Source organism: Salinispora fenicalii (assembly GCF_000514815.1).
GTDB classification, from domain to species: Bacteria; Actinomycetota; Actinomycetes; order Mycobacteriales; family Micromonosporaceae; genus Micromonospora; species Micromonospora fenicalii.
In genome coordinates, this window is sequence record NZ_AZWQ01000022.1 from 70,674 (window position 1) to 85,326 (window position 14,653).

At 69.7% G+C, this 14,653-nt stretch carries 15 protein-coding genes; 9 read left to right on the top strand and 6 right to left on the bottom strand.

The features are described 5' to 3' along the window. A complete protein-coding gene (locus tag B116_RS0112105) occupies positions 1-1,527 on the top strand; it encodes an FAD-dependent oxidoreductase (RefSeq protein WP_027660245.1) in 1,527 nt (508 codons plus the stop codon). A gap of 24 nt (positions 1,528-1,551) precedes the next feature. Here B116_RS0112105 and B116_RS0112110 read toward each other — a convergent pair whose 3' ends face one another. Further along, positions 1,552-2,382 (bottom strand): enoyl-CoA hydratase/isomerase family protein, encoded by an 831-nt coding sequence (locus tag B116_RS0112110; RefSeq protein WP_050591865.1) that lies wholly within the window; start codon positions 2,380-2,382, stop codon positions 1,552-1,554. Between the two features lie 61 nt (positions 2,383-2,443). Continuing rightward, entirely contained in the window at positions 2,444-2,914 is a 471-nt protein-coding gene (locus tag B116_RS0112115) for an MSMEG_6728 family protein (protein ID WP_018723833.1), read from the bottom strand. Positions 2,915-3,186: 272 nt separating this feature from the next. On the opposite strand from B116_RS0112115, the gene B116_RS0112120 reads away from it, so the two are divergent. Next, positions 3,187-4,356, top strand: a complete 1,170-nt coding sequence (locus B116_RS0112120) for a UDP-N-acetylglucosamine--N-acetylmuramyl-(pentapeptide) pyrophosphoryl-undecaprenol N-acetylglucosamine transferase (RefSeq protein ID WP_027660247.1) — start codon at positions 3,187-3,189, stop codon at positions 4,354-4,356. A gap of 48 nt (positions 4,357-4,404) precedes the next feature. On the opposite strand, the gene B116_RS0112125 is transcribed toward B116_RS0112120, so the two are convergent. Next, positions 4,405-5,682, bottom strand: a complete 1,278-nt coding sequence (locus B116_RS0112125; protein WP_027660248.1) for an APC family permease — start codon at positions 5,680-5,682, stop codon at positions 4,405-4,407. Between the two features lie 55 nt (positions 5,683-5,737). Between B116_RS0112125 and B116_RS0112130 the strand changes: the two genes are divergently transcribed. From B116_RS0112130 to B116_RS0112140, 3 genes are read left to right on the top strand one after another with little or no spacing between them, the layout of a single operon-like run. Continuing rightward, a complete protein-coding gene (locus B116_RS0112130; RefSeq protein WP_027660249.1) occupies positions 5,738-6,394 on the top strand; it encodes a helix-turn-helix transcriptional regulator in 657 nt (218 codons plus the stop codon). Between the two features lie 14 nt (positions 6,395-6,408). Continuing rightward, entirely contained in the window at positions 6,409-6,777 is a 369-nt protein-coding gene (locus B116_RS0112135; protein WP_027660250.1) for a cupin domain-containing protein, read from the top strand. Continuing rightward, complete coding sequence (locus B116_RS0112140; RefSeq protein WP_027660251.1) at positions 6,774-7,070, top strand: antibiotic biosynthesis monooxygenase family protein; 297 nt, start codon at positions 6,774-6,776, stop codon at positions 7,068-7,070. Before B116_RS0112135 ends, B116_RS0112140 begins: the two co-directional genes overlap by 4 nt. 111 nt (positions 7,071-7,181) lie before the next feature. Here B116_RS0112140 and B116_RS0112145 read toward each other — a convergent pair whose 3' ends face one another. Then, a complete protein-coding gene (locus B116_RS0112145) occupies positions 7,182-8,369 on the bottom strand; it encodes an NAD(P)/FAD-dependent oxidoreductase (protein ID WP_027660252.1) in 1,188 nt (395 codons plus the stop codon). An 81-nt stretch (positions 8,370-8,450) separates the two neighbouring features. Continuing rightward, positions 8,451-9,395, bottom strand: a complete 945-nt coding sequence (locus B116_RS0112150) for an RNA polymerase sigma-70 factor (RefSeq protein WP_018723840.1) — start codon at positions 9,393-9,395, stop codon at positions 8,451-8,453. A 201-nt stretch (positions 9,396-9,596) separates the two neighbouring features. Here B116_RS0112150 and B116_RS0112155 point away from each other — a divergent pair, with 201 nt between their 5' ends. Beyond that, positions 9,597-9,896, top strand: a complete 300-nt coding sequence (locus B116_RS0112155; RefSeq protein ID WP_018723841.1) for a DUF1905 domain-containing protein — start codon at positions 9,597-9,599, stop codon at positions 9,894-9,896. Positions 9,897-10,075: 179 nt separating this feature from the next. Here the strand turns inward: B116_RS0112155 and B116_RS0112160 are convergent, their stop codons facing one another. Then, on the bottom strand, positions 10,076-11,599 hold the full coding sequence (locus B116_RS0112160; RefSeq protein WP_027660253.1) for a multicopper oxidase family protein: 1,524 nt from the start codon (positions 11,597-11,599) through the stop codon (positions 10,076-10,078). A 202-nt stretch (positions 11,600-11,801) separates the two neighbouring features. On the opposite strand from B116_RS0112160, the gene B116_RS0112165 reads away from it, so the two are divergent. Genes B116_RS0112165 through B116_RS0112175 form a run of 3 tightly spaced genes read left to right on the top strand, consistent with a single transcriptional unit; the run spans position 11,802 to position 14,562 of the window. Next, positions 11,802-12,737 carry a F510_1955 family glycosylhydrolase gene (locus B116_RS0112165; RefSeq protein WP_027660254.1) on the top strand — a complete coding sequence of 312 codons (936 nt, stop codon included), beginning with the start codon at positions 11,802-11,804 and terminating at the stop codon, positions 12,735-12,737. Positions 12,738-12,763: 26 nt separating this feature from the next. Next, positions 12,764-13,456: a response regulator transcription factor gene (locus B116_RS0112170; protein ID WP_027660255.1), complete on the top strand. Its 693-nt coding sequence runs from the start codon at positions 12,764-12,766 to the stop codon at positions 13,454-13,456. Then, positions 13,453-14,562 (top strand): HAMP domain-containing sensor histidine kinase, encoded by a 1,110-nt coding sequence (locus B116_RS0112175; protein WP_027660256.1) that lies wholly within the window; start codon positions 13,453-13,455, stop codon positions 14,560-14,562. The genes B116_RS0112170 and B116_RS0112175 overlap by 4 nt, the downstream gene beginning before the upstream one ends. The last annotated feature ends 91 nt before the right edge of the window (positions 14,563-14,653 follow it).

Below are 14,653 nucleotides of genomic sequence, written 5' to 3' on the forward strand. Positions count from 1 at the left end.
ATGGCGCTGTCGCAAATGGCGGGTCGGATGCTCGGCGTACGCGAACACGTGGTGGACCCCGGCGGCGGTGGCGCCCCGCGGCTGCCGCACCCCGCGCCCACCGTGGTGGTCGGCGGCGGAATCGCCGGGATGTCAGCAGCGGTGGTGCTGGCCGAACGGGGAGTTCCGGTCACCGTTCTGGAAGCCGCCCCCACCACCGGCGGACGGCTTGGCGCCTGGCCGGAGACCTCGCCCGACGGCACCCGGATCAATGAACACGGGTTCCACGCCTTCTTCCGCCAGTACTACAACTGGCGGAACATCCTCCGCCGGGTCGACCCGGCGCTGGGCTTCCTCCGGCAGATTCCGCGCTACCCGATCCTGTCCGCGCGCTGGCCGACCGAGGAGTTCGGCAAGCTGCCGCCCGCGGCGCCAGCGAACCTACTCGCCCTCCTACTACGCAGCCCCAGCCTGCGTCTGCGGGACCTACGCGCGATGAACCGGGACGCCGCGCTGCCGTTGCTCAGCTACGACCCGATCCAGACGTACGCCGAGTTCGACAACACCACCGCCGACGCCCTGCTCACCTCGCTCCGGCTGCCGGACCGAGCCCGAGCGATGCTCTTCGAGGTCTTCTCGCATTCGTTCTTCAACCACGAAGCGGAGATGTCGGCCGCCGAAATGATCGCCCAGTTCCACTTCTACCTGCTGGGTAACCCGGAAGGGCTGGCCTTCGACTGCCCCACAGCCGACTACGCGACGTCGATCTGGCAGCCCCTCACCCGGCACCTCGAGCAGCACGGCGGCCGGGTCGTCACCGAGGCCGCCGTCACCGGGCTGCACCGCGACGCCGCCGGCTGGCAGGTGGTGAGCACCGCCGGCGCGTACGAGGCCCGGCACGTCGTACTCGCCGTCGACCCACCGGCGCTCGCCGCGCTGGTCGCGGCCTCCCCCACTCTCACCGAAGCCGCTCCCGACCTGGTTGCACGAATGCCCGCGTTCGGCCAACCCGGCCCGCCGTACGCGGTGGCCCGCTACTGGTGCGCCGGGGACGTGGATCCCGGGCGGGCAGTGTTCAGCGGGGTCTCTCGGCAACCCACCCTGGACTCGGTGACGCTCTACCATCGGCTTGAGCAGGAGTCCCGCCACTGGGCTGCGCGCAACGGCGGTGCGGTGGTGGAGTTGCACGCGTACGCCTGCGAACCGGACGTGCCCGCCGAGGAGTTGGCGGAACGGATGTGGACCGAGCTACGGCCCCTCTGGCCGGAGGCGGGGCGGCTGCGGATCCGCGAGCTGCGAGCCCGGGTGGAGGCCCGGGCGCCCGCGTTCCCGCCCGGCAGCCACGCGGGTCGGCCCGGTGTCCGCACCGACGCCGACCGGCTCTACCTGGCCGGCGACGGCATCCACACCGACTTCCCCAGTGCGCTGATGGAGCGGTCCGCCGCCACCGGCATCCTCGCGGCCAATCACATCCTGCGGGACGAGGGCGGCGCGACCGAGCCGGTCCGCTCGATCCGCCCCCGGGGCCTGCTCGCCCGACCGCACTGATCAGGGGTGGGCGCGACCCAACCGCTACCCGATGCTGCCCGGTTCGGCGGGCCCCGCCGCGGGCGGGGACCACGGAAAACGGGCCGGTCGGCGCTCGTTGGCCGCCGCCACGCCCTCCCGAGCCTCCCCGCTGGCCCGCACCTGCCCATGCCACCAGATGATTCGGGCGTCATCCGCCCGTCCATCGAGGATTTCCTTGGCCGCCATGACGCTGAGCCGAGACCGCGCGGCCACCGCGGCGGTAACCTCATCGACCCGGGCGGAGAGCGCGGTGGCGGGCAGCACCTCGTCCACCAGGCCGACCCGCAGCGCCCGCCCGGCGTCGACCAGCTCCGCCGTGAAGAGCAGGGCCTTCGCGGTGGACGGCCCGACCAGCCGGGCCAGCCGACGGGTGGTGGGCGCCGGATAGACCAGGCCGAGCCGGGCCGGAGGTACGCCGAAACGCGCGTCGTCGGCGGCGAGCCGCAGGTCGCAGGCGACGGCGAGTTGGCACCCACCACCGACGCAGGCACCCCGAATCGCGGCGATTGTCGGCTTGGCGAAGGCGGCGAGCCGCTCCTCAGCCGTGACAGCGATACTGGCATCACCGGCGTCCAGCAGCTCGTCCAGGTCGCCGAGGTCCGCCCCGGCGCAGAAGGTGCCGTCGGCTCCGGTGAGCACCAGGGCCCGTACCGCCGGGTCGGCCTCCAGCTGATCGAGCACCCCCGGCAGACGCCACCACATCGCCGACGTCATCGCGTTTCGACGGGCCGGATTGTGGATCACCACGGTCGCCACCGGACCGGCCACCTCGACAAGCAGTTCCGCGTCCGCCACCGCTACTCTCCCTCCGGTCCGCTTCGCCGCGGTGACGATATCGACGCAGCCACGACCCCGCCCTATCCAGGTGACGCCGGTCACGGTCCGGTGATGCTTCCTAACCGGCGGCGCGATCAGAGCGGGGCCAGACGTATTCCAGATCGGTCGGGATGTCACCAAACTGCGGGCGATAGTGCTCCGGGTCCTTGCGCAGCAGCGACGAACGGTGGCTCCGGTGCAGGTCGTCGCGGCCCAGCCAGGGCGGTAGCTCACCGGCGTCAGCCAACTCGGCCTGGGTACGGACGGTGCGCACGCCCCGGGCGGTGGTGAAATCGGCGACCAGCGTCGCGGCGCAGGTGTCGGCTCGGCCTGACTCGCACCAGACCGCGCACACATCCAGCCCGTACCGGGTCAACGCCTCCTCGTAGCCGGCCCACATCTTCACCGCCGGATGGTGCCGCCAGCCATAGCCCGGACGGGTCAGCCCCCGCAGCACCTGAATCGCCTCCACCCGCTGCTTGCCGAGCCGACGTTGATCCAGCGAGGCCGCGCTGGCCAGAAAATCCGGGTACGGGAGGAACGTCTGCACCCCGGCTACCTACCCACCGCCACACCTAACAATCCTCACCAGCGGCGGTGTCATTCCCGCCGAACCGGGACCGGAGGTGAGCCGAACACCGCCGCCGAAGCGGCGCGGCCCGGCTCAGCGGCGGGCTCGGCAGCGGGCTCAGCGGCGGGCGCCGAAGCGACCAATGTCGCTGACGTTTATAGTCGATCTAGAACAACGTCAAAACGCTCACTCAGTCCATCCTGGCTCGCCAGCAAGGATGCCAGCCGGACGGACAATGCACAGGGGAACGCGTGGCCGTCTACAGTGCTCAACAGCTCCACGGCTTACGAATCATCGTCACTGGTGGCGGCACCGGAGGGCACACCTACCCGGCGCTGACGACCATCCGGACGCTGCGCGCTCGCCTCGCCGAAACCGGCGCCGAGCCCGACATCCTCTGGGTCGGGGTCGAGCAGGGCCTGGAGGCAAAGATCGCCCGGCAGGAGGGCCTGCCTTTCCGCGCCATCACCACCGGAAAGTTACGGCGTTCGCCCAATCTTCACGAGCTGTGGCGAAACATCACCGACGCGTTCCGGATTCCGATCGGCGTGCTGCAGGCCATGGTGACCGTACTGCGGGTCCGGCCGCACGTGGTCCTCTCCACCGGCGGCTACGTCGCCGTTCCAATCGGTCTGGCCGCCTGGCTGGCCCGACGCCCCCTGGTCATGCATGAGCAAACCCTAAACCTGGGTCTGGCCAACCGGATTCTCGCCCTCGTCGCCAGCCGGGTACTGCTGAGCCACACCTCCTCGTTGGCGAATCTGTCGAAGCGGGCGCAGGCCAGGGCGGTTGTCACCGGCAACCCGGTCCGCCCCGACATGCTCACCGGAGACCCGGCTGCCGGCCGGGCCGCCTATAGGCTGGACCCACACCTGCCGTTGGTCTTCGTCACCGGCGGGGCGCAGGGCGCGGTACAGGTGAATCGGATGGTCACCGAGGTTCTCCCCGATGTCCTGCAGCGGTGCCAGGTGCTGCACCAGTGCGGGGAGCACAGCCTGAGCCACATGCAACAGTTCGCCGCCCAGCTACCGGCACACCTACAGGCCCGCTACCGTGTCGTGGACTACATCCATGGACAACTGCCCGACGTGCTCGCTGCCGCCGACATCGTGGTTGCGCGCAGTGGCGCCGGCACAGTAGCTGAGCTGACCGCGTTGGGCCGACCGACGATCCTGATCCCACTCGTGCCGACCTCCGGCGACGAGCAGCGGCAGACCGCCCGGCACCTCGCCGAGGCCGGCGCGGCGCGAATGCTCACCGGCAGTGACGCCACCGGTGCCGCGCTCCGCGCCGAACTGTTGACGTTGCTCGACGACGCGCAGCGTCGGCACGCCCTGGCGGAGGCCGCGCGCCGGCACGGCCGGCCGGATGCCGCTGCCGCTGCCGTCACGGAGCTAATCGACGCCGCTCGGCGCGGCTGACCGCACAGAGTTGACCGTCGGCCCGGGCGGTGCCCCACCTAGAGCTGGTCAGCGGCCTCCGGCGCGGTCGAGGTACCGCCGACGCAGCGCGTACCAGGCAGCGCCGATCGCGAGTACGCCGATTCCCGCCCCAACGCTGGCTGGGGGCAGGCTGACCGCCAGCGTGACGCAGCCGGCCAGCCCCAGCACGGCGAGCAGCCGTACCGGCAGCCGACGGCCCGGGTCACGGCCAAGGGTGAGCGCCGCGGCGTTGGTGATTGCGTAGTAGACCAGCACGGTGCAGCTAGAGAAGCCGATCGCCCCGCGGACGTCACCGACGAGGACCACGGCCGCCACCACCACAGCCACCGCCAGCTCGGCCCGGTACGGCACTTGGTGCACCCGGTGCACGGCGGCCAAGCCGACCGGCACGTCCCGTCGGCGGCCCATCGCCAGCAGGGTCCGCCCCACGCCGGCGAGCAGCGAGAGCAGCACCCCGATCACCGCCACGGCTGCGCCGGCCCGGACCACCCAGGACAGGCCGGGCAGCCCGACGGCGGTCACCACGTCGGCCAGGGGCGCGGCGGAGGCGGCCAGCCGGTCCGGGCCGAGCACCCCCAACGTGATCACCGCTAGCACCAAGTAGATCGCCAGCACCACACCCAGCGCCAGCGGCACCGCTCGGGGGATCGTTCGCCTCGGGTCGCGTACCTCTTCGCCGAGAGTAGCTATCCGGGCATACCCGGCGAAAGCAAAGAAGAGCAGCCCGGCGGCGGTCAGCACACCGGCACCGCCGACGTCGCTGCGCACCCCGCCGCCGATCGAACCGACGTCGCCGATCCGCTCCGCTGTGAAGCCGGTCAGGCCGACCACCACGACCAGGGACAGAACCCCCAGCACCACCCCGACCAGCACCTTCGTGGCCCGCGCCGTCTTCCCCACACCGCGCAGGTTCACGGCGGTGACGGCCGCGATGGCGATGACGGCGACGAGCCGGGCCCGGTCCGGCCAGAGGTACGCCCCAACCGTCAGCGCCATCGCCGCGCAGCTCGCGGTCTTGCCGACCACGAAGCCCCAGCCGGCCACGAACCCGGCGAACGGGCCGAGCCGCTCCCGCCCGTAGACGTACGTGCCGCCGGACTCGGGGTAGCGGGCCGCCAGCCGAGCCGAGCTGGTCGCATTACAAAACGCCACAAACCCGGCCAGCGTAAGTGCCACCAGCAGTCCGGTCCCGCCGGCCGCCGCCGCGGCTGGAGCGAACACCACGAAGACGCCCGCGCCGAGCATCGCCCCCATCCCGATGACCACCGCATCAGTAACCCCCAGCCGCCGCGCCAACCGCTCCACGAACCAGACCCTAGGGGGCTGAGGTGAACAGCGTGAATTTTACCCAAGTTGCCTTGTGTATATTTGGTTCGTGACGAGTCGGCGAACAGCCCTGCGGCAGGTCCTCCACCGGGCAGCCGGTGCCATGACCGCTCAGCAGGTCGCAGACGAAGTGGGCTGGCCGGTCGAGACCACCCGGCTACACCTGGAGGAGTTGGTTGGCGCGCAGCTCGCCGAGCGCGTACCCGGCGCTCCTCGCGGCCGTGGCCGCCCACCGATGACCTATCGCGCAACCGTCGGCATGGACACCGCCGGACCCACCCAGTACCGCTTGCTGGCGGGGCTCCTCGCGCGCACGTTGCGCGAGCAGCCGAATGGTCGCGCACTCGCACGGAACGCCGGACGGGCGTGGGCATCCGAACAGCCGACGGAGGCCATCGACGGCGCCCCGCTCACCCGGGCCACCACCGCGCTCACCTCCCGCTTCGATGCCCACGAGTTCGCGCCGACCGCCACGCTCTCCGGGGACCGCGCCGACATCACGTTATGGCACTGCCCCTTCCTCGACCTCATACCCGACTACGGCGACGTCATCTGCTCCCTACACGACGGCATGGTGGACGGAATCACCCGCGCCACTGCCGGGACATCGGTGGCGGCCCAACTCACCCCTTTCCCGCGACCTGACTCATGTCAGATCACGTTGACCCACCGCACCCGAAGGAAAGACTGATGTCCACGACGCCAATGAAAAGTCTGCACGAACTCGGACAGGAACTCTTGACCCGCGCCCACGAAGCTTCGTCCGGGCGCGCCGCGGCCACGCTCAACGCCGATCACCACAGCCTGAAGCAACTAGTGCTGGCACTGCGGGCTGGATCGGCGTTGAGCGAGCACGAGAACCCAGGACAGGCCACCCTGCAACTGTTGTCGGGAACAGCCACCGTGAGCACCGCCGAGATGACGTGGCACGGCTCCGCGGGCGACTACCTGGTGATTCCCGATCGCAAACACGACCTGCGAGCGGTCAGTGACGCTGTCGTCATGCTGACGTTCGTCAAAGACGCCAACCGGCCTGAGCCACCCGCGGCCGCCGACCTAAGGAGCGACAAATGAGCATCGTCAAAATTAATGCAATAGACATCATCGAAGGTCACGGTGACGAATTCGTCGAACGGTTCTCGGCACGCCCAGGCAAGATCGAAAATGCGGACGGATTCGAGGGCTTTCAGGTACTGCGTCCCACCGACGACCGCACGACCTGGTTGGTGGTCACCCAGTGGCGTGACACCGAGGCGTACGACGCCTGGTACGCCACCCGCCCGCATCGCGCCCCCGAGTCGGTGACCTACGCCAACAAGTGGGAGCTGTGGTCCTTCGACGTCCTCACCGCGGCGAACCCCACCTGAGGCCGCCCCTGCCTGGCCGGGGGTCGGAGGCTCCCCCGGCCAGGTAGGGATCAGGCGGTCGATGTGTCCGACACCGGGACCAAATCCGGCGTCGACAACCAGTTCGCCAGCTCACGCGGTGGCGGCGCGCCGCTCCTTCCGGGTCGTGGCGGTGCGGCGGCGAAGGGTCGGCAGCAGCAACGTGGGGTGGAAGATGCTCCAGGCCGCCCCCCTACAGACCATCTCCTTGTAGCGGGCTGCCATCTTGCCGGCGAGGAAGGACGCTTTGGCCTGGTCATCGGCGGTCACGAACTGGATGAGCCCGTCCCGCCGGCCGAGGCTGATGCACTGGTTGAAGTAGCGAAGCGAGACCTTCGGCACCTCTCGACCGGTCAGGCGCGCGGCGATGGCGTCGGCGGCCTGCCAGCCCATGGGGATTCCGGAGGCGCAGGACATCCGCAGCGGCTTACCGCCGGGCCCCTCGGCGAACGCGGCATCACCGATCGCGTACACGTCGGGGTGCGAGATCGCGCGCATGCTGGCATCCACGACGATCTGTCCGGTCTCGGCGAGCTTCAGCGGGGTGGCCGCGGCGATGGGGTGGACGGCGAAGCCCGCCGTCCAGACGGTCACCTGAGCCGGGATGGTTCGAGCGTCGCCGGTGACCGCGCTGGCTTCCGCAACCTCAACGATGTCGGTGTGCTCGTGAACGGTGATACCAAGCCGGTCACAGACGCGTCGCAGGTGACCCCGCGCCCCGACGTCCAGCCAGTCGCCGAGGCCGCCGCGGGCGGCGATCGCGACGGCGAGGTCCGGCCGCGCCTCGGCGATCTCGGTGGCAGCTTCGAGGCCGGTGAGACCACCTCCGACGACCAGGACGTTCCCGCCGGCACCGAGGCGGACCAGGCGATCGCGCAGCCGCAGGGCGGACTCCCTTCCGGCGATGTTGTAGGCGTGCCGGGCGACGCCGGCAACCCCGTGATCAGTACCGGTGCTACCGAGGGCGTAGACGAGGGTGTCGTAGCCGATCTCGTCGGTACCGTGCTCGTCAACGAGCGTGACGATCTTCTGATCAACGTCAACGGCGGTGATCCGCGCCAGTCGCAGCCCTACGTCCGTACCCGCGTAGATGTCGCGCAGTCGGCGGGGGGCGAGGCGTTGTCCGGCCGCCAGCTGGTGCATCCGGACCCGCTCCACGAACTCGGCCTCGGCGTTGACGACAGTGATCTCGACGCTGTCGGAGTGCAGCCGCCGAGCCAGGCGCCCGGCGGCGGTGGCTCCGGCGTATCCGGCCCCGAGGACGACGATGCGGTGCTTCATGATCTCACTCCTGTCTCGATGCGTCCGCTTCCTGAACCGGATAGCGACGCGGTTACTGACAGGAGCCCGCTATGAGCTGGGTCACCAGGCTTCGATGAGGGGTTCACCGGGCTCAACCGCGGACCAGCGGTGGGTGGCGCGGACAAGCTTGTCGGGGTTGACCTGGATATGGATGGCCGCGATGCCCTCCCCAGTCACCTGTAGGGACATGACGGCGACAACCCGGTCGCCGTTCACGACCACCACCGCGGGTCCGCCGTTGACGACGTCGGCGTAGACAGCAGGTCGACCGCCGATCCGGTCGCGTTTGGCTTTGGTGGGAACGAGGAGGCCGCGCAGGAACCTCGCCACCGCCAGCGCTCCGGCGACCGGCGTGGTCCGGGCCGGGATCTTGCCGCCACCGTCGCCGACGCTCGTCGCGTCCGTGGTCAAGAGCTCGACGAGCCGCCGCACCTGCCCACTGGTGGCGGCTGCCAGGAACTCTTCGACGATCTTCCGCGTGCTGGTCGCATCCACTTCCGTACGCACCCGGTCGGTGCTGATGTGCTGCTTCGCCCGCCGGTAGATCTGTTGGCAGTTCGACTCGGTGAGGTCAAGGAACTCGGCGATCTCACCGTGCGAGTAGCCGAACGCCGCACGGAGCACGTACACGACCCGCTCGTTGGCCGAAAGCCGCTCCAGCAGGACGAGCACCGCCATCGAGACCGACTCTCGCTGCTCGGCGGTGTCAACCGGACCGAGCATCGGGTCTCCGGTGAGCAGCGGCTCGGGCAGCCAGGTGCCCACATACCTCTCGCGCCGAGCGCGCGCCGAGGTGAGCTGGTTGAGACATAGGTTGGTGAGCACCTTGGTCAGCCACGCCTCGGGTGTCTGAACGTGCCGGCGATCGGCGGCCTGCCAGCGTAGGAACGTGTCCTGCACCGCGTCCTCGGCGTCGCTCGCTGAGCCGAGCAGCCGGTAGGCGATCGCCTCCAACCGAGCCCTGGAGTGCTCGAACAGCTCGACCTCGTCCAAACTCAGCGGCATGGCCCGACAGTAGCCACGCGGCCCCGCGAGGCACCACGGCTCAGCTCACGTTGTAGCACCAGCGACCGCGCCGCGGTGCCCGTTCGGTCGCTCGGGGCGCCGCGGTACCCGTTTGGGCCCGGTGCCGCGCCGCGGTGCCCGTTCGGTCGCTCGGAGGGCCGAGCCACGGTCGGTGTCGGACCGTCGTGTCAGGCTGGGGCCGTGATCGTCACCTTCGAGGCCGAGCTGTGGAGCTGGAGTGCCCGGCGGGCCGACAGTTGGACCTTCGCCAGCCTCCCCACCGACCTGTCGGAGGAGATCCGGGACCTCTCCGGACCGCCGCGTCGTGGCTTCGGCTCGCTGCGGGTTCGGGTCACGGTCGGCGGCAGCACCTGGGCGACCTCGATATTTCCGGACAAGCAGCGAAGCTGCTACGTGCTGCCCGTCAAACGAGCTGTCCGCGAGGCCGAAACCATCGAGGCCGGCGACGTCACCACCGTGCGCCTCGAACTCCTCGACTAAGAGCGACCGGCAATAGGTGTCATCTCAGTTGGCGGGCTGTCGGCCGGGTGTCCCAGCGCCGATGGTTCTTCCGCCCATGGTTGCAGGTCTGCCATCATGTCGACCTTGGAGCGCCGGGCGAAACGGTCCAGGAACCCGGGCCGACGACGATGGCCGGACCAGTCATGGGTCCGGGCAGCTCACAGCTGGTAGGCCAGGTTGATCATCATGCCGGCCTCGGCGTGGTAGATGTTGTGGCAGTGGGTCATCCACTGTCCGGGGTTGTCCGCGTCGAGGTCGACGGTGACGGTCTGGTTCGGGGTCACGATGACGGTGTCCTTGCGGGGGCCGCCGTCGCGGAGGGCGAAGGTGTGCCCGTGCACGTGCATGGGGTGGAACATCGTCGTCTGGTTGGTCATCCGTAGCCGTACCCGTTCGCCCTCCCCGGCCAGGAACGGCTCGGCGTCGGCGAAGGTCTTGCCGTTGATGGTCCAGCGGTAGGGCATCATGCCACCGCCGAGGACCAGATCGTGAGTCCGGTCCGGCTCGCGCTGGGGCAGCCATACCTCTTCCGTGGCCCGCAGCTGGTTGGTGAGAATGACGCGGCGGTCGAGTTCGGCCGGGCGTACCTCAGCCGACGGTGCACTGCCGCCTCCGGTCCGGACCACGGCGAGCGCCTGACCCATCTTGCCCTCGGCGACCGCGACCAGGGGGAACACCCCGTCGGCGACGACAACCTCGACGTCAACCCGCTCACCCATACCGACGACCAGTGCGTCAGTGACATCCGGGACGACCGGAAACCCGTCGCTGTGTGTGACGGTAAGCCGGTGCCCGCCCAGCGCCACCCGGAAGGCGGTGTCGGAGGCGGCGTTGACCAGTCGGATGCGTACCCGCTGGCGGGGCCGGGCGGTGAGGGTGACGGGGGCGGCCGGCACCCGACCGTTGATCAGGTAGTGCGGGTAGTCAACGTCACCCGCGCCGCCGAGCAGTGGCGAGATCATGGCCTCCATGCTGTCGTCCATCGGCATCCCGTCGCCGTGGTCCATGCCGGATATGTCGTGCCCGCCGTGCATCCCGTCGGTGCCATCGCCGAGCGCGGCCAGGACGTCGTCCGGGGTCCGCCCGGTGCCGTCGACCCAGTCGTCCAGGACGACGATCCACTCCTGGTCGTAGCGGCCCGCGTCATTCGGGTCGTCCACGATCAGGACGCCGTGGAGCGCTCGGTCGAGTTGCACCCCGGAGTGCGGGTGGTAGAAGTAGGTTCCCGGGTGGGGCGCGATGAAGTCGTAAGTGAAGCGCTCGCCCGCGCCGATCGGGTCCTGGGTGACCCCGGGGACGCCGTCCATGTCGTTGCGCAACGCGATGCCGTGCCAGTGCACGCTGGTGTCCGTAGGCAACTCGTTGACCACGTCAACGCGGAGCCGGTCACCGGCCTTCGCCCTGATCAGCGGACCGGGGGCGTCCTCAGTGTACCCCCAGGTGTCGACCGTCACGCCGCCAAGATCCAGGGTCACCGGGCGGGGGGAAAGGGTGGCGCGGACGGTGGCGGCGCCGGGGCGTTGCCGAGCCCGTTCGGCGCGGCGGATGGCCTCGGCGGTGAGGTTGATCATTTTCGGGGTATCGCGGTTGGCGGCGACGGCGACGACTCCGGCGGTGCCGGCGAGACCGGCAACTCCGGCGACCCCGGCGATAACGCGCCGGCGGGTAAGCAGCGGTGACATAGGGGCTCCTTTGTGTGAATCTCCAGCGTTATCGACCGCCGGCCCGGCGAGTAGAGGTAAGGCCACTTCTTCAGAGAATCTTCATGGCCAAATTGAGGGCTTTCCGCCGGCTTCGGGCCATGGTTAACGGGGACGAAAGGTCACCCTGATCCCGCGCCCGGGTTCTGCACGAGTTTCAGCGATGAGGAAGTGAATGCAGTCAATGAACGGAACGCCACAGCCGAAGCGACCGGGCAGCAGGCCCGGATTCGGACGAAAGACGCAGGGTCGCAGTGCGCTCGCCACACCGGCGTGGATAATCATCATTGCGACGCTGGCCGTGCTGGCCGTCCTCACCGCCGTGGTGGCGTTCGCCCTGCGCGGTCCGGGATCTTCGAACAGCGACACCACAGGTACCGGACACCAGGAGTTCGGGCACGTCCACGGGATCGCGGTCGACCCGGGTAGCGGCGCCCTGCACGTCGCCACGCACGTCGGGCTGTTCCGCATCGGCGGTCCGCGGACCGCCGTACGCGTATCAAGGGACGACCTGGACCTGATGGGCTTCACCGTGGTCGGCCCCGGGCACTTCCTCGCCTCGGGCCACTCCACACACGGACCGGCCAACGTGGGCCTGATCGAGTCGACCGACGGTGGCGTGACCTGGCAGGAGAAGTCGCTCTCCGGTACGGCGGACTTCCACGGACTCCAAGTCGCCCACGGCTCGGTCTACGGCTACAACTCGGCCGACGCCGCGTTCATGGTCAGCGCCGACCAGCGAGACTGGGAGCACCGTTCCCGTACGGCGATCGGCGCGTTCGCGGTCAGCCCGACCGACGACGGGACAGTCCTCGCCGTCGGGCGGGACGGCCTGCAGCGCTCCACCGACGGCGGCCGCAGCTGGCAGCTGGTCCCGGACGCTCCTGCTGTCGGCCTGCTGACCTGGGACAACACCGGCGTGTGGACAGTCGCCCCGGACGGAGCGGTCTGGTCGTCGTCCGATGGCGGCGGGCAGTGGCAGCGGCGCGGAGAGGTGCCGGGTGAGCCGCACAGCTTCGCTGTGCAGAACAGCGCCCTCTTCGCCGCGCTCGCCGGTGACCGGGTCGTCGGCAGCACCGACGGCGGCGCCACCTGGACTGATCGGTACGCGCCGGAGTGAGCAGCACGGCCGCGAGGAAACAGGACATGAGTGGACGGGTGCTGGTCGTTGACGACGAACGGAGCCTTGCCAAGGTCGTGGCGAGCTATCTCGAACGCGATGGCTACCAGGTGCGCTGTGTTTTTGACGGCCTGGCGGCGCTGGATGCCGCACGGGAGGACGAGCCCGACATCGTCATCCTGGACCTGATGCTGCCCGGCCTCGACGGTGTGGAGGTATGCCGGCGGTTGCGGTCGTTCAGCGACTGCTATGTCGTCATGCTGACCGCCCGCACTGAGGAGGCCGACAAGCTGACTGGGCTCGGTGCCGGGGCGGACGACTACCTCACCAAGCCGTTCAGCCCTCGAGAACTCGTCGCCCGCGTCGCAGCGATGCGGCGTCGCCCACGCCAGCCTCACGGCCAGCCGGAGCCAGCACCGCGTCGGTTCGGTCCGCTGGCGGTGGACGTGCCAGCCCGCGAAGCCCGCCTCGACGAGGTGCCCGTGCCGCTCACCCCCACCGAATTCGATCTACTGGCGGTTCTGTCCGGCCGACCGAATGTCGCGCTGAGTCGCACTGAGCTGATCACTGCGGTGTGGGGTGAAGGGTGGGTTGGCGATGAGCACCTGGTCGACGTGCACATCGGCCATCTGCGACGCAAACTCGGCGACGTCCCCGCCCGCCCCAGGTTCATCCTCACCGTCCGTGGCATCGGCTACCGGATGGGACCACAGTCGTGAACTTTCGACGCGTCAGCCTCGCAGTGCGGCTCTTCGCCGCGCAGGTGCTCACGCTCGCCGTCGGTGCGCTGACCCTGGCGCTGGTCGCCGGCGCGGTGGGACCACGGATCTTCGCCGACCACCTCGGGCAGGTCGGCGGGGAGGTCAGCGCCGAGGCGCGCTGGCACGTCGAACAGGCGTACGTCTCGGCGAATGCGCTCGCGCTCGGTGTCGGTCTCCTCGCCGCGCTGGTCGCGGCGATCGCGGCCAGCGCGTACGCGACACGGCAAATCGCCAGCCCAGTCACTCACTTCGCGCATGCGTCGGCCAGCCTCGCCGACGGACACTACGACGTCCGCATGGCCGACCCCGGCCTCGGCAACGAGCTCAAGACCCTCACCGACTCGTTCAACACCATGGCGGAAGGCCTGGAGACCGTCGAAGCGACCCGGCGACGGCTGCTCACCGACCTCGGTCACGAACTGCGCACCCCGCTCGCCACCATTGAGGCCTACCTCGAAGCGGCTGAGGACGGCATCGCCGTTGACGACGAGGACCTTCAGTCGGTGCTGCGGGCCCAGACCGCACGGCTACACCGCCTCGCTGACGACATCGCCGCGGTCTCCCGCGCCGAGACACATCAGCTCGACCTGCACCCGGTACAGACGGCCCCGGCGGACCTGGTCCGGGACGCCGTGGCCGCGGCGCGGCCCCGCTTCGCTGGCAAGGGCGTGACGCTGGACAGCGACCTTCCCCCCACCCCACAGGTCGACGTTGATCCGCAGCGGATGGGACAGGTCCTCGGCAACCTCCTGGACAACGCGCTACGGCACACACCCGAGGGCGGGACCGTCACGGTAAAGGTGATCAGCAATGCCAGAAGTGTGGAGCTAGCGGTGGCCGACACCGGTCCCGGCATCCCGGCGCAGCACCTCCCGCACGTCTTCGAACGCTTCTACCGGATCGACACAGCCCGAGACCGGGACAACGGCGGGTCAGGGATCGGGCTCGCCATCGTGCGCGCCGTAGTAAGCGCCCACGGGGGGCGGGTACGGGCGGAGAACGTCCCAGGCGGTGGCGCAATCGTCCGGGTGGTCCTGCCCTCAGCGGGACAGCCGCAGATCTGACCCGACGTCCACCGCATATCCGGATCTTGGACCCGTTACCGGTCGCTCTAAGAAAACCAGCCCTAAGGCGGAACGCCACACTACTGTTGGA